The 18,229-nt window shown below is 73.8% G+C and carries 14 protein-coding genes; 9 read left to right on the forward strand and 5 right to left on the reverse strand.

The genetic code is table 11. The features are described from left to right. Both IE258_RS27090 and IE258_RS27095 read left to right on the forward strand, forming a co-directional pair. On the forward strand, positions 1-163 hold a 163-nt coding region (locus IE258_RS27090), incomplete at its 5' end, for a substrate-binding domain-containing protein (protein ID WP_189747660.1). 181 nt (positions 164-344) lie between these two features. After that, positions 345-2,126, forward strand: a complete 1,782-nt coding sequence (locus IE258_RS27095; RefSeq protein ID WP_189747663.1) for an ATP-binding SpoIIE family protein phosphatase — start codon at positions 345-347, stop codon at positions 2,124-2,126. Between the two features lie 38 nt (positions 2,127-2,164). Here IE258_RS27095 and IE258_RS27100 read toward each other — a convergent pair whose 3' ends face one another. Continuing rightward, a complete protein-coding gene (locus IE258_RS27100) occupies positions 2,165-4,039 on the reverse strand; it encodes an ABC transporter ATP-binding protein (RefSeq protein ID WP_189748133.1) in 1,875 nt (624 codons plus the stop codon). 195 nt (positions 4,040-4,234) lie between these two features. On the opposite strand from IE258_RS27100, the gene IE258_RS27105 reads away from it, so the two are divergent. Next, positions 4,235-5,134, forward strand: coding sequence for a lysylphosphatidylglycerol synthase transmembrane domain-containing protein (locus IE258_RS27105; protein ID WP_159326167.1), 900 nt, complete (start codon positions 4,235-4,237; stop codon positions 5,132-5,134). Positions 5,135-5,153: 19 nt separating this feature from the next. Here IE258_RS27105 and IE258_RS27110 read toward each other — a convergent pair whose 3' ends face one another. From IE258_RS27110 to IE258_RS27120, 3 genes are read right to left on the reverse strand one after another with little or no spacing between them, the layout of a single operon-like run. After that, a complete protein-coding gene (locus tag IE258_RS27110) occupies positions 5,154-6,395 on the reverse strand; it encodes an NAD(P)/FAD-dependent oxidoreductase (protein ID WP_189747665.1) in 1,242 nt (413 codons plus the stop codon). After that, positions 6,392-7,795, reverse strand: coding sequence for an NAD(P)/FAD-dependent oxidoreductase (locus IE258_RS27115; RefSeq protein WP_189747667.1), 1,404 nt, complete (start codon positions 7,793-7,795; stop codon positions 6,392-6,394). The genes IE258_RS27110 and IE258_RS27115 overlap by 4 nt, the downstream gene beginning before the upstream one ends. Continuing rightward, positions 7,792-9,231 (reverse strand): FGGY family carbohydrate kinase, encoded by a 1,440-nt coding sequence (locus IE258_RS27120; RefSeq protein WP_189747669.1) that lies wholly within the window; start codon positions 9,229-9,231, stop codon positions 7,792-7,794. The genes IE258_RS27115 and IE258_RS27120 overlap by 4 nt, the downstream gene beginning before the upstream one ends. Before the next feature lie 272 nt (positions 9,232-9,503). Between IE258_RS27120 and IE258_RS27125 the strand changes: the two genes are divergently transcribed. From IE258_RS27125 to IE258_RS27140, 4 genes are all read left to right on the forward strand, one after another. Beyond that, a complete protein-coding gene (locus IE258_RS27125; RefSeq protein ID WP_189747671.1) occupies positions 9,504-10,514 on the forward strand; it encodes a hypothetical protein in 1,011 nt (336 codons plus the stop codon). A gap of 30 nt (positions 10,515-10,544) precedes the next feature. Beyond that, entirely contained in the window at positions 10,545-12,059 is a 1,515-nt protein-coding gene (locus tag IE258_RS27130; protein ID WP_189747674.1) for an amino acid permease, read from the forward strand. Between the two features lie 177 nt (positions 12,060-12,236). Next, a complete protein-coding gene (locus tag IE258_RS27135; protein ID WP_109028986.1) occupies positions 12,237-13,298 on the forward strand; it encodes a mechanosensitive ion channel family protein in 1,062 nt (353 codons plus the stop codon). Between the two features lie 102 nt (positions 13,299-13,400). Then, on the forward strand, positions 13,401-15,620 hold the full coding sequence (locus IE258_RS27140; protein ID WP_189747676.1) for an NADP-dependent isocitrate dehydrogenase: 2,220 nt from the start codon (positions 13,401-13,403) through the stop codon (positions 15,618-15,620). A 67-nt stretch (positions 15,621-15,687) separates the two neighbouring features. On the opposite strand, the gene IE258_RS27145 is transcribed toward IE258_RS27140, so the two are convergent. After that, positions 15,688-16,029: a DUF5713 family protein gene (locus tag IE258_RS27145; RefSeq protein WP_189747678.1), complete on the reverse strand. Its 342-nt coding sequence runs from the start codon at positions 16,027-16,029 to the stop codon at positions 15,688-15,690. Positions 16,030-16,108: 79 nt separating this feature from the next. On the opposite strand from IE258_RS27145, the gene IE258_RS27150 reads away from it, so the two are divergent. Then, complete coding sequence (locus tag IE258_RS27150) at positions 16,109-16,906, forward strand: N-formylglutamate amidohydrolase (protein WP_189747680.1); 798 nt, start codon at positions 16,109-16,111, stop codon at positions 16,904-16,906. Positions 16,907-16,986: 80 nt separating this feature from the next. Next, positions 16,987-18,210: a cytochrome P450 gene (locus tag IE258_RS27155; RefSeq protein WP_189747682.1), complete on the forward strand. Its 1,224-nt coding sequence runs from the start codon at positions 16,987-16,989 to the stop codon at positions 18,208-18,210. Positions 18,211-18,229 lie beyond the last annotated feature (19 nt).

Below are 18,229 nucleotides of genomic sequence, written 5' to 3' on the forward strand. Positions count from 1 at the left end.
ACCACCCCTCACCACCGTCCGCCAACCCATCGAAGCCATGGGACGCGCCGCCGTCGACCTCCTCTGCGCCCAGATCCAGGGCACCGAAGTCCCGCACAGGGAGCTGCTCTTCGAACCGGAACTCGTCGTCCGCGGCTCCACCGCACAGGTTTCCGCCCGATAAGAGGCCGCAGTATCTACGTTCCGCTGTCAAATAATTACAGAATTTACGCGAGATACTGCGTTCACTTGTTTATGGTACTTGCGGGTCGCCGCTGAGCCCGGCCGCTCCGGGGGTACCGCCGTCGCCGGTCGTTCCGCGGCAGGGCAGAATCAGGACAGGAGCCCTTGGGAGGAGGCGACGCGTGCGGGAACGGCCGTGGCTGGGCGGGCTGCGCCGCCCTCCGAATCCCCTCGTGAGCGGACAGCGGGCGGCGCGCGGCGCGCTGCGGTCGATGTCCGAGGCGCTGGGCGCGCGACGGCGGCTGGCCTGGCTGAACGCGGCGGACCTGAGCATCGGCACCACGCTCGACGTGCGGCGGACGGCGGAGGAGCTGGCCGGCTTCACCGTGCCCGAGCTGGCCGACGGCGCCGCGGTGGACCTGCTCGACTCGGTGCTGCGCTTCCAGGACGGCGACCGGGCCACGGGAGGGGAGGCGCCGCGGCTGAGGGCCATGGCGGTCTCGGAGATCGAGGGTCTGAACCTGGCGCCGGATCCCGTGGGCGAGCTGTCCGTGCACACCGCCGACCGGCTGGGGCAGCGGTGCCTGACCACCCGCCGGCCGGTGCTGGTGTCCCGGATGACGCGCGCGGACTTCGCCGTGATCGCCCCCTCGCGCGAGTCGTCGGACATCATGCGCCGGGCGGGTGTCCACTCCTACCTGGCGGTGCCGCTGATCGCCCGTGGAGTGCTGCTGGGGCTGGCCGACTTCGTCCGGGCCGGCCACCGTGCACCGTTCAACCGGACCGACGTGGCGCTCGCCATGGAGCTGGCGTCCAAGGCCGCCGTGTACATCGACAACGCCCGGCTCTACGGGCGCGAGCGCGACCACGTGGTCACCCTGCAGCGGGCGCTGCTCCCCCGGTCCAGCCCGAGCACCCCCGGCCTGGACGTGTCCTCGTGCTACGACCCGGCCGCCGATCCGGCCGCCGTGGGCGGCGACTGGTTCGACGTGGTCGCACTGCCCAGCGGGCGTACCGCGCTGATGGTGGGCGACGTCATGGGGCGCGGTCTGGCGGCCGCCGCGACCATGGGGCGGCTGCGCACGGTGGCCCGGACCCTGATGGCGCTGGACATCGCGCCCGAGCGGCTGCTGGCCCGGCTGGACCTGGCCGCCCGCGACCTGGAGGAGGACCAGGTCGCCACCTGCCTGTGCGCGGTCTACGACCCGTACGGCGGCACCTTCCGCATCGCCAGCGCCGGGCACCCGCCACCGCTGCTGACCGGCCCCGACGGAACCGTCTCGTTCCTGGAGGTGCCCGCGGGGGCGCCACTGGGGACGGGGGTGATCCCGTACGACCCGGTCGAGCGGCCGGTGCCCGAGCGGAGCCGGCTGACGCTGTACACGGACGGGTTGATCAGGTCGCGCACGGCTGACCTGGGCACCCAGTTGGAGCGGCTGCGCGAGGCGCTCGGCGACGGTCTGCCCGAGGACGCCGCCGCCTGCCGGGCGGTGGCCGAGCGGGTCGGCGACGACCGGTCGGACGACGCGATCGTGCTGGCCGCCTTCGCCCGGCCGCTCGGCCCCGACTGCGACGTGTACGTGCGGGCGCTGCCGCCGGACGGCAAGGCCGCCGGGCAGGCCCGGGCGGCGGTGCGGGAGCAGTTGGAGCGGTGGGGGCTCCAGGAGCTGGTCGACACCACGGAGCTGGTGGTCAGCGAGCTGGTCGGCAATGCGCTGCGGTACGGGAACGCCCCCGGCGAGCTGCGGTTGCTGCGGCACGAGCGGCTGTCCGTGGAGGTCTCCGACTCCGGTCCCGACCTGCCGCAGATCCAGCACGCGGACGTGAGCGACGAGAGCGGGCGCGGGCTGCAGCTGATCAACATGATGTGCCGACGCTGGGGCTCGTGCCGCACGCCCGGCGGGAAGGTCGTCTGGGCCGAGCAGGACCTGCCGCTGCGGGCCGCGGCACCCGGCCCGCACTAGGAGGCGCCCGGCCCGCCCCGGATGCCGCGCGGCCCGCCCTACGCGGCCTTGTCCAGGGCCGGGCGTTCGAACTGGGTGCGGTGCAGCTCGGCGTAGCGGCCGTCGGCGGCGAGGAGCTCCTCGTGGGTGCCGCTCTCCACGATGCGGCCCGCCTCGACCACCAGGATGCGGTCGGCCGCCCGGACCGTGGACAGCCGGTGCGCGATGACCACGGCCGTCCTGCCCTGGAGGGCTTCGGTGAGGGCTTCCTGGACGGCCGCCTCGGAGGTGTTGTCGAGGTGGGCGGTGGCCTCGTCGAGGATGACGACGCGCTGGCGGGCCAGCAGCAGCCGGGCGATGGTCATGCGCTGGCGTTCGCCGCCGGAGAGCCGGTAGCCGCGCTCGCCGACCACGGTGTCGAGCCCGTCCGGCAGGGACCGTACGAGGTCGGCCAGGCGGGCCCGGCGCAGCGCCTGCCACAGCTCGTCCTCGCCGGCGTCGGGCCGGGCGAGCAGCAGGTTGGCCCGGACGGTGTCGTGGAAGAGGTGGCCGTCCTGGGTGACCATGCCGACGGTGTCGCGCAGTGACCGCGCGCTCAGCTCGCGCACGTCGACGCCGCCGACGCGGACGGTGCCGCCGTCGGTGTCGTACAGGCGCGGCAGCAGTTGGGCGATGGTGGACTTGCCGGCGCCGGACGAGCCGACGAGGGCGATCGTCTGGCCGGGTTCGGCGCGGAAGGAGAGGCCGTGCAGGACCTCTTCGCCGCCGCGGGTGTCCAGGGAGGCGACCTCTTCGAGGGAGGCCAGGGAGACCTTGTCGGCGGACGGGTAGCCGAAGCGGACGTCGTCGAACTCGACGGCGACCGGGCCGTCGGGGACGGGGCGGGCGTCGGTCTTCTCGTCGATGAGCGGGGTCAGGTCGAGGACCTCGAAGACCCGCTCGAAGCTGACGAGGGCGCTCATGACCTCGACGCGGGCCCCGGCGAGCGCGGTGAGCGGCGCGTACAGGCGGGTCAGCAGCAGAGCCAGCGCGACGACGGCGCCCGCGTCCAGGGTGCCGCGCAGGGCGAAGAAGCCGCCGAGGCCGTAGACGAGGGCGAGGGCGAGCGCGGAGACCAGGGTGAGCGCGGTGATGAAGGCGGCCTGGGCGGTGGCGGTGCGCACACCGATGTCGGCGACGCGGCGGGCGCGGTCGGCGAATTCGGCGGACTCCTCCTCGGGGCGGCCGAACAGTTTGATCAGGGTGGCGCCGGGCGCCGAGAAGCGTTCGGTCATGCGGGTGCCCATGGCGGCGTTGAGGGCGGCGGCCTCGCGCTGCATCCGGGCCATGCGGCGGCCCATCCGCCGCGCCGGGAGCACGAACACCGGGAGCAGTACCAGGGCGAGCAGGGTGATCTGCCAGGACAGGGTCAGCATGACGGCGAGGGTGAGCAGCAGGGTGACCACGTTGCTGACCACGCCGGACAGGGTGTTGCTGAAGGCGCGCTGGGCGCCGATGACGTCGTTGTTGAGACGGGAGACGAGCGCTCCCGTACGAGTACGTGTGAAGAACGCGACCGGCATGCGCTGCACATGATCGAACACGGCCGTCCGCAGATCGAGGATGAGTCCCTCCCCGAGCGTCGCCGAGAGCCTGCGGGAGAGGATGCCGAGCACCGCCTCGGCGACCGCGATGAGCGCGATGAGCAGGGCGAGGCGCACGACCGTGCCCTCGTCGCCGTCCGACACGATCGCGTCGACGACCTTTCCGGCCAGGACGGGGGTGGCGACGGCGAGCAGTGCGGTCGCCACCCCGAGCAGCAGGAAGCGGACGATGCGGCGGCGGTGCGGGCGGGCGAACGCGCCGATGCGGCGCAGCGTGGCACGGGCGAAGGGACGGCGCTCGTCTTTGGCGTGCATGACGCTGTACAGCTGCGTCCACGCCGTGGTCTCCATACTCATGCGGGTGACGGTAGGACCTCGACCAACCTTGAGGTCAAGGCGGCGCCGCCCGCGGTCCGTAAGACCGTGTCCGCGCGTCGGCCACCCGTAGTTGGCGCGTCTGGGGGAATGTCTTGTGCTGTGACGACAGCGCTTCGAGTCCCCGAGAAGCCACTCCTGCACCGCGTCCCGGTCCGCCGGGCCCTGTGCGTGCTTCCGCTGCTCCTGGTGGGCGTGGTCGCGGTCCGGCACCGGTCCGTGCTGGCGGACGGCTTCGGCCATCTCGCCACGGCGCGCTGGCCCTGGCTGCTGGCCGCGGCCGGCGCGACCTGTCTGACCTGGGTCGCCGCTGCCTGCACCCGGCAGGGCGCGGTGGTGGAGCGGCTGCCCCGGCGGCGGTTGCTGGCCACCCAGTTCGCGGCCGGCGCGGCCAACCACCTGCTGCCGACGGGGCTGGGCGCGAGCGCGGTGAACCTGCGGTTCATGACGGTGTGCGGGCTGCCGCTGGCCCGTTCCTCGGCCGCGCTGGCGCTGTACCTGCTGGCGGAGAGCGTCGGCCGCCTCGCCCTGCTGGGCGCCCTGCTGATCGCGTTCCCGGGCGCGCTGCGGCTGGGCACGCTGCTGCCCGAGGGGGCGGTGGGTCCGCTACTGGTGGTCGCGGGCGCGGTCCCGGTCGTGGCGGCGGCGCTGCTGGCGCTGCTGCCCCGGCTGCGCGGTGCGCTGGTCTCCTTCCTGCGGACGGCGCTGGGCGAGGCCCGCTCGGTGCACGCCCGGCCGGCTCGCGCGCTGGCTCTGTGGGGCGGTGCGCTGGCCTTCCCCGCGTTGCAGACCTCGGCGCTGGTACTGGTGGGCCGGTCGCTGGGACTGCCGGTGCCGGTCGGGCACATGGCGGTGGCGTACCTGGCGGCGACGGTGGCGGTGGCGCTGGTGCCCACGCCGGGCGGCATCGGCTCGGTCGAGGCGGCGCTGGTCGTGGCGCTGGTGGCGGCGGGCGGGCCGGCGGCCGTGGCCACGGCGGTGGCCCTGGCGTTCAGGCTGCTGACGGTGTGGCTGCCGCTGCTGCCGGGGGCGCTGACGCTGGCGGCGCTGGTGCGGGCGCGGGTGATCTGAGGGCCCCCGGGCCGGAGGGTCAGGCGACGGTGACGTGCACCGGTCCGCCGTCGGGATCGACCAGGTGCGTCCAGCGTGCCGTCAGGGTCAGCGGGCGGTGCGGGACGGCGGTGGTGCGGCGGCACCGCTCGCGGTGCAGGGGGCGGCCGTCCTGGGAGACGTACAGGACGGGGCGGGGCAGCGGGAGCGCCGTGCGCAGGAGGTACGGGAAGCGGTCTGCCGGAGCGACGCGGTTCGGGGAGATGCGCAGCAGGGGCGGATCGGCGACCAGGGGGACGCCGCCGGGCCGGTCCGGGTCCGTGGGGTCCCCTCCCGTGCCGTCCGTGAGCCAGTCGCGTACGGCGGCTGCGGCGTGGGCGCCCTCGCGGGCCGCCGTGGCGGCGCTCTCGACGGCGTGCAGGACGCTGCCGACCGCGAAGACGCCGGGCCGTGAGGTGCGCAGGGCGCCGTCCACGGCGGGACCGCGGGTTCCCGGGTCCAGGGTCAGTCCGCCGCGTCGGGCGAGTTCGTGCTCGGGCACGAAGTCGCCGGTGAACACGACGGTGTCGCAGGGCAGCGTGGTGGTGCGGCCGTCGCGGTGGCGTACCCGCACGCCCGACAGGCGGCCGCGGCCGAGGAGTTCGGTGACCGTGGTGCCGGTGAGCACCGGGGTGCGGTGCCGCAGTCGCGCGTGCAGCGTCCGTGCGGGGGCGGCGGGGGCCCGGGGCAGCTCCGTGACCAGTGCGACCACCTGGGCTCCGGCCGTCCGTACGGTGTCGGCGGCGGCGTGGGAGACGGCCTCGGCACCGACGATCACCGCCCGGGTGCCGATGTCCTGCCCGTACAGGTGGACCGCCTGCTGGAGTTCGCCGGTGGTGTAGACGCCGGCGGGCCGGGTGCCGGGGACGAGGCGGGCGGCGCGGGGGCGTTCGCGGGCGCCGGTGGCCAGGACGACCGCGCGGGCGGCGAGGATGCGCACGCCCTGGGGTCCGACGGTGCTGAGGGCGCGCGGGCCCGTCCAGTCGAGGGCGGTGACGCCGGTGCGCAGGTCGGCTCCGGCGTGGACGGCCGCGTCGGCGAGGAGCCGGGCGTAGGCGGGGCCGGTCAGCGCGTGCGGCCGGTTCCCGAAGCCCCGGTGCGCGCAGTGCCTGGGCACTCCCCCGGGTGACTGCTCGCGCTCCAGGACCTCGACGCGGGCGCCCGCCGTCGCCAGCAGGGAGGCGGCGGCGAGCCCGGCGGGGCCGGCACCCACCACCAGGACGTCGACGTGTCGACTTGTCACCGCTGCGCCTCCTCGAACAACGCGCGTACCGCCGCCCCGCAGTAGAAGCCCTGGCAGCGGCCAGCCCGGGCCCGGGTGCGGCGGCGCAGCCCGTCCAGGGAGCGGGGCGGGACCGGTCCGGCGAGCGCGTCGCGGATCTCGCCGCGCGAGACGCGTTCGCAGTGGCAGACCAGGGTGCCGTACTCCGGATCGGAGGCGACGAGGTCGGGCTGCTGGTGGGGGCGGGGGGAGCCCTCGCCGAGCCGGGGCATGCGGACCGGTTCGAGCGGGCGCCGGGGGCCGAGGTCGAGGCCGGTGCCGGCGAGCAGGCCGGTGACGTGCTCGGCGATGGCGAGGGAGGCGGTGAGGCCGGTGGAGCGGATGCCGCCGACGGTGACGTAGCCCTGGTGGGGGTGGGCGGCGATCCGGTAGTCGTCGTACTCGGTGGCGGCGCGCAGGCCCGCGTAGACGGCGGTGACCTCCTCCTCCAGCAGGGCGGGGAGGATGCGGCGGCCCTGTTCGCGCAGTCGGCGCAGGCCCTCGGCGGTGGTGCCGGTGTCGCGTTTGTCGTCCAGGTCCTCGGCGGTGGGGCCGAGCAGCACGTTGCCGTAGACGGTGGGGGCGACCAGGACGCCCTTGCCCAGGGCGGTGGGGACGGGCAGGAGGATGTGGTTGACGAGGGCGCGGGCGAACGTGTCGTGGACGAGAAGCTGGCCCCGGCGCGGGGTGACGGTGAAGTCGTCGTGGCCGAGGCTCCGGTCGAGGGTGTCGGCGTGCAGTCCGGCGGCGTTGACGAGCCGTCGGGCACGCAGCGTGCCGCGCGGGGTGCCGAGGCGGTGGACGCCGTCCGCGTGACCGGCGTGTGCGACGGGCGAGTCGAGGTGGAGGTCGACGCCTGCGCGGACCGCCTGAGTGGCGTAGGCGAGGGTGGTCGTCCACGGGCAGATGATGCTCTCGCCGGGTACGTGCAGGGCGCCGAGCGCGCCGGGGCCGAGGTGGGGTTCGCGGGCGTACAGCTCGGCGGGGCCGAGGAGGCGGGCGTCGTGGTACTCGTTGCGGCGGGCCTTCTCGGCGAGGCGGGGCAGCGCCGCGAGCTGCTCCTCGTCCCAGGCGACGAGCAGGGCGCCGACGCGTTCGAGGGGGATGCCCGACTCGGCGGCGTAGGCGGCCAGGTCGCGGGCGCCCTCGCGCACGAGCCGGGCCTCCAGCGAGCCGGGCACGGCGTCGAACCCGGTGTGCAGGATGGCGGTGTTGGCCTTGGAGGTGCCCTGTCCGACGTCGTCCTGCGCCTCGACGAGGGCGATGCGCAGCTCCGGGTGGTGGGCGAGCCGCCGGGCGATCGCGCACCCGACGACCCCGGCGCCGACGACCGCCACGTCGTAGGGCTCGACGGGCAGCGCGCCCGACACGGTGACGGTCATGCCGGGCCCCCGGCGAGCAGGGCGGCGACCGCGGTACGGAACCGGCTGCGGCGCTCGGTGGCCTCGTCGGCGGTGATGCGGGGCTCGTACACCGTGGTGGGTCCCACGTCGGGGAGCGCGTCGGCGAGGGCGAGGGAGGGGTCCGCGCCGAGCCGGGCCAGGGTGCCGACGCCGAGCGCGGTGGCGTCCGGCAGCGCCGAGACCTCGACCGGGTGTTGCAGCAGGTCGGCCTGGGTCTGCATGAGGAGCGCGGAGCGGGTGAGGCCGCCGTCGACGCGCAGTACGGTCAGCGGGTCGCCGAGGTCGGCCGCCGCGGCGTCGGCGAGTTCGGCGACCTGGGCGGCGAGGCCCTCGCACAGGGCGCGCACCAGGTGCCCCGGGGCGGTGTCCAGGCCGAGACCGGTGAGCGAGCCGCGCAGGTCGCCGCGCCACCAGGGGGCGGCGAGCCCGGCCAGCGCCGGGACGAAGGTGACGCCGCCGGCGTCCGGGACCGCGGCGCCCACCGGGTCAAGGTCGGCGGCCCCGGTGATGACGCCGAGGTCGGTGAGCCAGCGTACGGCGGAGGCGGCCGTGTACACCTGGCCGTCCAGGCAGTGGTCGGTGCGTCCGCCGAGCCGCCAGGCGACGCAGGCGGCGAGACCGGAGGTGCCCCGCCGCGGGGTGCCGCCGGTGTGGGCGAGGAGGAACGCGCCGGTGCCGTAGGTGCACTTGGCGGCGCCGGGTTCGGTGACGCGCTGGGCGAGCAGCGCGGCCTGCTGGTCGACGGCGAGGCCGGTGAGCGGCAGTTCGGGGCCGAAGACGCCGGTCGTGCCGGCGTGGGCGGCGTTGTCCACGATGTCCGGGAGCCGTTCGCCGGTCAGCCCGTACAGCTCCAGGGCGCGCGGTGACCACTCGGCGCGGTCGAGGTCGAGGAGCCCGGTGCGCGAGGCGGTCGCGGCGTCCGTGACGTGGGCGCCGGTGAGCCGGTGGACCAGCCAGGTGTCGGAGGTGGTGACATGGCCGGCGCGGGTGAGGTGCCGTCGGATCCAGGCCATTTTCGGCGCGGCGAAGTACGGGTCCAGCGGCAGGCCGGTGAGGTGACGCAACTCGTCGGCGTGCGGGTCCAGTTCGCCGCAGAGGGGTTCCGCGCGGCGGTCCTGCCAGACCAGCGCGTCGGTGAGCGGGCGGCCCGTGTCCGGGTCCCAGGCGAGCACCGTCTCCCCCTGGTTGGCCAGGCCGAGCGCGGTGACCGGCTCGTCCGCGTCGGCGAGCGCCCGGCGCCCGGCGTCGACCACCGAGCCGTACAGCTCCTCCGGGTCCACCTCCACCCGGCCGCCGGGCAGGTACCGGGGGCGGACCTCGGCGAAACCGGTGCCGATCACGCCGCGTTCGGGGCAGATCACCAGCGCCTTGGTGCCGGACGTGCCCTGGTCGACGGCGAGTACCGCGTCCGGCATCCACACCTCCCGGCTCCCGCGCCGACGGTCTCGGCGATCACTGCGCGCCAGCCTGCCTGCGCGGACACACCGCGTCAAGGGTGACTGACGGTCAGTCAGTTCACCCTGGTGGCAACGGTTTTGCGCCGGTGCCGCGAAAGCGGACAGAGGCGGAACCTCCGCCTCTATAGTGTGCGCCGACCGCTCGACCACCGCACCACCGCCCCCGGGGAGGGCTGTTTGTCACGCCATGCTGCCGTACGGTCCGTTCCGCTCGCCGCAGCGGACGTGTGATGGCCAGAGACGGCGCACAGCCCGCCTACGACCCCGCCGGCCACGACACCGCGCTGCGCTCCGCCCTCCAGGAGGTGCGGGCCGGTCGCTGGATGTCGATGCGCATCCTGCTGGAGCAGACCGGTTCCTGGTCGCAGTGGACGCGCCGCACCCAGGTGCTGGCCGCCTCGGCGGCCGGTACGGACGTGGTGCGGGCCTGGCTCGCGGAGGAGCCGCACAGCGTGGCCGCCGCGGTGATGCACGCCCGGGTGGTCGTGGAGCGGGCGCTGCGGGCCCACCGCGAGGACCATCCACGCACACGCGAACTGTGGCTGCAGGCCTGGCACGCCTGCGACGCGGCGACGCGGGCCGCGCCCCACGACCCGGTGCCGTGGGTGTGTCTGCTGGCGCTGGCCCGGCTGGACGAGGGGCAGCGCTGGGAGGAGCACCGGATGGCGCCGCCGGAGCCGATGCTGCCGCCGGGGCCGTGGGGGCTGCTCGCCGAGGCCGGCAAGCGCGACCCGTACAACCGGGAGGCCCACCACCGCATGCTGCAGTTCCTGTATCCGTACGGCGGCTCCGAACGCCTGGCCCGGGCGGCCGGGTTCGCGCACTGGGCGGCCGGTTCGGCACCGCCCGGATCGGCGCTGCACGTGCTGCCGCTGTACGTGCGGGTGGAGCGCTACCGCCGTTCGGGCGCGCGGGAGGCGGCGCTGGACCTGCACTGGGTTGCGGAGGACGCCGCCCGCGAGGCGGGGCAGGCGTTCGACTCCTGGTTCACGCTCTCCCCGCTGGACGATCGGTCCCTGCCGGACCTGAACCACCTGGCCCACGCGTTGTGGGGCGCCCTCCGGTTCCGGGAGGCGAACCAGGTGTTCGACGCGCTCGGCCCCTACTGGACACCGCTGCCCTGGGCCTGCCGGGCCCCGGGCGACGGCTCCGCCGTGCGGGCCGTGGAGGTGTTCCTCCAGGCCCGCACTCGCAGCCGTTCGGCCGCCCGTGGCCGCGGCCACGGCCGACGGCGCCCCTGACCCCCCACCCTTCCGTCCCGGAGGTCCGCCATGCCCCGCCCCTCGCAACCGTCCGCCACCGACGAGGAACAGCGCCTGCGCGAACTCGGCTACCGGCCGGTGCTGGCCCGCCGCATGGGCGGCTTCGGAAACTTCGCGATCAGCTTCTCGGTGATCTCGATCCTGTCCGGCTGCATGACCCTCTACGGCTTCGGCATGGGCACCGGCGGCCCCGCCGTGATGCTGTGGGGCTGGGCGGGCGTCGGCCTGTTCGTGCTGTGCGTCGGGATGGCGCTGGCCGAGGTCACCAGCGCGTATCCGACGTCCGGCGCGCTGTACTACATGGCCGACCGGCTCGGCGGCCGGCGCTGGGGCTGGTACACGGGCTGGCTGAACCTGCTGGGGCTGCTCGGCGCGATCGCCGGCATCGACTACGGGGCGGCGCTGTTCACGGGCGCGTTCCTGAACCTCCAGTGGGGCTTCGCGCCGACGCCGGAGAAGACGATGCTGATCTTCGTCGTGATCCTGCTGCTGCACGCCACCCTCAACCTCTTCGGCGTGCGGCTGGTCAGCGTGCTCAACTCGATCAGCGTGTGGTGGCACCTGGCCGGTGTCGCGCTGATCGTCGGCGCGCTGGTGATCGTGCCCGACCACCACCAGTCGCCGTCCTTCGTCTTCACCGAGTTCGTCAACGACACCGGCTGGGAGAACCCGCTGTACGTGGCCGCGATCGGCCTGCTGCTCGCGCAGTACACCTTCTCGGGCTACGACGCCTCGGCCCATCTGTCCGAGGAGACCTCCAACGCCTCGGTGTCGGCGGCGCGCGGCATCGTGCGGGCCATCTGGGTGTCGTGGCTGGCGGGCTTCGTGCTGCTGGCCGGGCTGACCTTCGCCATCCAGGACTACGACGCGACGCGGGACACCGCGACCGGGGTGCCGCCCGCGCAGATCCTCCTCGACGGCCTCGGCACGGACGGCGCGAGCGCGCTGCTCCTCGTGGTGATCGTGGCGCAGTTGTTCTGCGGCAACGCCGAGGTGGCCGCCGCCAGCCGGATGGTGTTCGCGTTCAGCCGGGACGGCGCCCTGCCCGGCTCGTCGCTGTGGCGCAAGGTCTCCGCCCGCACCCAGACCCCGGTGGCCGCGGTGTGGCTGTCGGTGGCGGTGGCCTGTCTGCTGGCGCTGCCGTCCCTGTACTCGGCCACGGCGTACGGCGCGGTGACCGCCATCAACGTCATCGGCATCACTCCGGCGTACGCCATCCCGGTGCTGCTGCGGCTGCGGGCCGGCGACCGGTTCACTCCGGGCCCCTGGAACCTGGGCCGGTGGAGCAGGCCCGTCGGGTGGGTCGCGGTGGTGTGGGTGGCGTTGGTCACCGTGCTGTTCTGCCTCCCCCAGTCGTCCCCGGTGACGGTCGACACGATGAACTACGCCGTCGTCGCCCTGGTCGTCGTACTGGTATTGGCCACGGTGTGGTGGTTCGTCGCCCGCCGTTCGTACGGCACTCCGACGACCGCGGCCTACGGCGACGACCGTGAGCAGGCGGAACTCGCCGAGGGCATCGTCTGAAACGCCCCGTTCCGCTCCTCGGCGCGGTACGGAACACCGCCCGGGATACGGCAGGATGAGCCCTCGCACCGGTCGAACTGCCTTGCGGTTCGGCCGGGTCGCGCATCCCGACATGCCGTAGTCATTCGTTGTTCCCTAGTCATTCGTTGGAGGCGGCCGGTGACCGAGGACCTGACCATGGACCATCTGCTGCCCGCCGGCATCGCGCTGGGGGCGGGTCTGCTGGGGGCGTTCCTGCTGCGGATGCTGCTGCGCTGGCTGGCGGGCCATGCCGGGCGCACCCGCTGGGGCGGCGACGACGTGATCGTGGCCGCGCTGCGCACGGTGGCGCCGTGGGCGGCGGTCGCGGCCGGGGTGGCCGGTGCGGCGGCGGCGCTGCCGCTGACCCGCGCGGTGCAGCACGGTGTCAACCAGGTGCTGACGGTGCTGCTGATCTTCGTGGCGACGGTGACGGCGGCCCGGGTGGTCGCCGGTCTGGTGCGGACCGTGACGACCTCGCGCTCCGGAGTCGCCGGGTCGGCCACGATCTTCGTCAACATCACCCGGATCCTGGTGCTGGCCATCGGCTTCCTGGTGATGCTGCAGACGCTGGGCGTCTCCATCGCGCCGATGCTCACCGCCCTGGGCGTGGGCGGCCTCGCGGTGGCGCTGGCGCTCCAGGACACGCTGGCCAACCTCTTCGCGGGCATCCACATCCTCGCCTCCAAGACCGTGCAGCCGGGTGACTACATCCAGCTCAGCAGCGGCGAGGAGGGCTACGTCGAGGACATCAACTGGCGCCAGACCACCGTGCGCGAGCTGTCCAACAACCTGGTGGTGATCCCGAACGGGCAGCTCGCGAAGTCGAACATGACCAACTTCATGCGGCCCGAGCAGCGGCTGACCGTGCTGGTCCAGGTCGGCGTCTCCTACGACAGTGACCTGGACCACGTGGAGCGGGTCACGACCGAGGTGATCGCCGAGGTGATGGCGGAGGTCAGCGGCGCGGTGCCGGACCACGAGCCGGCGATCCGCTTCCACACCTTCGGCGACTCGCGGATCGGCTTCACGGTGATCCTGGGCGTGGGCGAGTTCAGCGACCAGTACCGGATCAAGCACGAGTTCATTAAGCGGCTGCACCGGCGCTACCGCGCGGAGGGCATCCGGATCCCGTCGCCCGCCCGGACGGTCGCGCTCCAGCAGGGGGCCGTGGTCCTCCCGCAGCAGCGGGCGGGCGAGGAGATCGTCCCGCTCCCCTGAGCACCACGTGGCCGGAATCTCCGTGCGACCCCTGTCGAGCCCGGGTCGATCACGAGATATCTTGATGTCGAGCAATGTTGCAGACGTGGAGCGGAGCACCCGGTGACTGACTCGACCATCATCTATACACACACTGACGAGGCCCCGGCCCTGGCGACGTATTCGTTCCTGCCGGTGGTCCGGGCGTACGCCTCGCAGGCGGGTGTCGCGGTCGAGACCCGCGACATCTCGCTGGCCGGCCGCATCATCGCCCTGTTCCCGGAGTACCTGGCCGAGGACCAGCGCATCCCGGACGCCCTCGCGGAGCTGGGCGAGCTGGCCAAGACGCCCGCCGCCAACATCATCAAGCTGCCGAACATCTCGGCGTCCATCCCGCAGCTCAAGGCCGCCATCGCCGAGCTGCAGGGCCAGGGCTACGCGCTGCCGGCCTACCCGGACGACCCGAAGACCGACGAGGAGCGCGACGTCCGCGCCCGCTACGACAAGGTCAAGGGCTCCGCGGTCAACCCGGTGCTGCGCGAGGGCAACTCCGACCGCCGCGCCCCGGCGTCGGTGAAGAACTACGCCAAGACCCACCCGCACCGCATGGGCGCCTGGACCGGCGAGTCCAGGACCAACGTGGCGACCATGGGCGAGAACGACTTCCGTTCCACCGAGAAGTCCACGGTGATCGCCGAGGACGGCACCCTGCGGATCGAGCTGGTCGGCGACGACGGCACCACCACGGTGCTGCGCGAGTCGGTGCCGGTGAAGAAGGACGAGGTCGTCGACGCCTCCGTGCTGCGCGTCGCCGCGCTGCGCGAGTTCCTCACCGCGCAGGTCGCCCGCGCCAAGGCCGAGGGCATCCTCTACTCGGTGCACCTGAAGGCCACGATGATGAAGGTCTCCGACCCGATCATCTTCGGCCACGTGGTCCGCGCCTTCTTCCCGAAGACCTTCGCCCAGTACGGCGAGACCCTCGCCAAGGCCGGTCTCACCCCGAACGACGGCCTGGGCGGCATCTACAAGGGCCTGGAGTCCCTGCCGGAGGGCGCCGAGATCAAGGCCTCCTTCGACGCCGAGCTGGCCGAGGGCCCGGAGCTGGCCATGGTCGACTCCGACAAGGGCATCACCAACCTGCACGTGCCCTCGGACGTCATCATCGACGCCTCCATGCCGGCCATGATCCGCACCTCCGGTCACATGTGGGGCGCGGACGGCGGCGAGCACGACGCCCTCGCCGTGATCCCGGACTCCTCCTACGCCGGTGTGTACCAGGCCGTCATCGAGGACTGCCGCGCCAACGGCGCCTACGACCCCTCCACCATGGGCTCGGTCCCGAACGTGGGCCTCATGGCGCAGAAGGCCGAGGAGTACGGCAGCCACGACAAGACCTTCGAGATCCCCACCACGGGCACCGTCCGCCTGGTGGACGCCGCGGGCAACGCGGTGCTGGAGCAGACGGTCTCCGCCGGTGACATCTTCCGCGCCTGCCAGACCAAGGACGCGCCGATCCGCGACTGGGTGAAGCTGGCCGTCACCCGCGCCCGCGCCACCGGCGACCCGGCCGTCTTCTGGCTGGACGAGGGCCGCGCCCACGACGCCAACCTGATCGCCAAGGTGAAGGCGTACCTGCCGGAGCACGACACCGAGGGGCTGGACATCCGGATCCTCAACCCCGTCGAGGCCACCAAGCTGTCGGTGGAGCGCATCCGCCGCGGCGAGAACACCATCTCGGTGACCGGCAACGTGCTGCGCGACTACCTGACCGACCTGTTCCCGATCCTGGAGCTGGGCACCAGCGCCAAGATGCTGTCGGTCGTCCCGCTGATGGCGGGCGGCGGCCTCTTCGAGACCGGTGCCGGCGGCTCGGCCCCCAAGCACGTGCAGCAGCTGGTCAAGGAGGACTACCTGCGCTGGGACTCGCTCGGCGAGTTCTTCGCCCTGGTGCCGTCCCTGGAGCAGTACGCCGAGGCCACCGGCAACGGCAAGGCCAAGGTCCTCGCCGACACCCTCGACCGCGCCACGGCGACCTTCCTCAACGAGGACAAGTCCCCGACCCGTCGCGTCGGCGGCATCGACAACCGCGGCAGCCACTTCTACCTGTCCATGTACTGGGCGCAGGAGCTGGCCAAGCAGACCGACGACGCGGACCTGGCCAAGGCCTTCGCCCCGCTCGCCGAGACGCTCACCGCGAGCGAGCAGAAGATCGTCGAGGAGCTGAACGCCGTACAGGGCAAGCCCGCCGAGATCGGCGGCTACTACCAGCCCGACCCGGCCAAGGCCGCCGAGGTCATGCGCCCGTCGGCCACCTGGAACGAGGCGCTGGCGTCCCTCGCCTGATCCTCCCCGGGCCCGCACGGACCCCGGCACCCCGTCTCCGTCCCCTCGGAGGCGGGGTGCCGCCGCTTCACCACTCCCGCGGCGCGATCAGCTCCTCCGGGTCCGCGTCCGCGAAACCGTAGGCCCGGGCGACGAACCAGAAGGCCTCGCCGATCTCCTCCCGGGCCGTGGTCTCGATCTCGCTGCCCGCCTCCTCGAAGGCCGCCTCCAGCTCGTTGAACTCCTCGGTGGCCGCGTGGGTCAGCGCATAGAGCGCCGCCAGGTCGCCCGGCCGGTCCGCCTCCACGCTGGCGCACAGCCGGAGCAGGATGTCGCGGCCCCGGTCCACCACCCGGGCCGGGAAGTAGTCGTCCCCGTACAGTCCCGCCAGAAACCGGTGTGCGGCCACCCGCTGGTTGGTGATCGGCATGAAGCCCCCTGTCCTCGCTGCCCGGCACCGTCCCCGTGATCCTGCCGCACCCCGCTGACAACGCCCTCGGAGCCGCCCCGTGACCGACGCCCCGCCCGCCTTCGAACTGCTGCCGGGTGCCCCGCACTCCCCCGTGATCCTGCACGTCCCGCACTCCTCCCGCGAGATCCCGGCCGACGTGCGGAGCGGCATCGTCCTGTCCGACGCCGAGCTGGAGCGGGAGCTGGACCACATGACCGACTCGCACACCGCGGAGCTCGCCGGGCGGGCCGCCGAGCTGGCCGGCCTCACCCCCTGGCGGTTCGTGAACCGGGCGTCGCGGCTGGTGGTCGACCCGGAGCGGTTCCCGGACGAACGGGAGGAGATGACGACCGTCGGAATGGGAGCCGTGTACACGCGGACCTCGCACCGCGAGGTGCTGCGCCCGGACGGCACGGACCCCGAGCCGCTGATCGAGCGGTACTTCCGGCCGTACGCGCGGGCCATGACCGGGGCGGTGGCGGACCGGCTCGCGGCCACCGGACGGGCCGTGATCGTCGACGTGCACTCCTACCCGACCCGGCCGCTCCCCTACGAACTGCACGGCGAGGGCCCGCGCCCGCCCGTCTGCCTGGGCACCGACGCCTTCCACACGCCGCCCGGGCTGCTCGCCGCGGCCCGGGAGGCGTTCGCCCCGTGCGGCGGGACCGGGCTGGACAGCCCGTTCGGCGGGACGTACGTGCCGCTGGACTTCTACGGGACGCGGGCCGAGGTCGGCGCGCTGATGGTGGAGATCCGCCGGGACACGTACATGACGGAGCCGGGCGGCCCGGCCGGGCCGGGCCTGTCGCGCCTCGCGGAGTCGCTCGCGGCGCTCGTCGACGCCGTGTCGGGCTGAGAGCCACCCCGCCCTCCGCCCACCACCGGCTGGAGCACTCCCGCGCGACAGCCGGGCGGGTGCGCGGCGAGGGTGGAGGGATGACGCAGGAGACCACCACGCTCACCGGCCAGTCGCCGCCCCCGGTGCGGGACTGGCCCGCCCTCGACCTGGACGGCCCGGAGTTCGACCCGGTCCTCGCCGAGCTGATGCGCGAGGGGCCGCTGACCCGCGTCCGGCTCCCGCACGGCGAGGGCTGGGCCTGGCTGGCGACGCGGTACGACGACGTGAAGGCGATCACCATCGATCCGCGCTTCGGACGGGCCGAGGTGACGAAACGTCAGATCACCCGCCTCGCCCCGCACTTCAAGCCGCGGCCCGGCTCGCTCGCCTTCGCCGACCAGCCCGACCACAACCGGCTGCGGCGCGCGGTCGCGGGCGCGTTCACGGTGGGCGCGACCAAGCGGCTGCGGCCCAGGGCGCAGGAGATCCTGGACGGTCTGGTGGACGGGATCCTCGCCGAGGGGCCCCCGGCCGACCTGGTCGAGCGGGTCCTGGAGCCCTTCCCGATCGCCGTGGTCAGCGAGGTGATGGGCGTGCCGGCCGCCGACCGGGAGCGCGTGCACTCCTGGACCCGGCAGATCATCTCCACCTCCGGCGGCGCCGAGGCCGCCGAGCGGGCCAAACAGGGCCTGTACGGGTGGATCACCGAGACCGTACGCGCCCGGGCCGGCAGCGAGGGCGGCGACGTGTACTCAATGCTCGGCGCCGCCGTCGGCCGCGGCGAGGTCGGCGAGACGGAGGCCGTCGGTCTCGCGGGGCCGCTGCAGATCGGCGGCGAGGCCGTCACGCACAACGTCGGCCAGATGCTGTACCTGCTGCTCACCCGTCCCGAGCTGATGGCGCGGATGCGCGAGCGGCCCGAGGCGCGCGGCACGGCGCTGGACGAGCTGCTGCGCTGGATCTCGCACCGCACCTCGGTGGGCCTGGCCCGCATCGCCCTGGAGGACGTCGAGGTGCACGGGACGCGCATCGCCGCCGGGGACCCGGTCTACGTCTCGTACCTGGCCGCCAACCGCGATCCGGACGTCTTCCCCGACCCGGACCGCATCGACCTGGACCGCGAACCCAACCCGCACCTGGCGTACGGCAACGGGCACCACTTCTGCACGGGCGCCGTGCTCGCCCGGATGCAGACCGAGCTGCTGGTCGACACGCTCCTGGAGCGGCTGCCGGGGCTGCGGCTCGCGGTCCCCGCCGACCAGGTGGCCTGGCGCCGGAAGACCATGATCAGGGGTCCGCGCACGCTGCCCTGCACCTGGTAACACCGCATCCGAGGGGTGC

This window comes from Streptomyces tendae (assembly GCF_014650435.1).
Taxonomy (GTDB): Bacteria; Actinomycetota; Actinomycetes; order Streptomycetales; family Streptomycetaceae; genus Streptomyces; species Streptomyces tendae.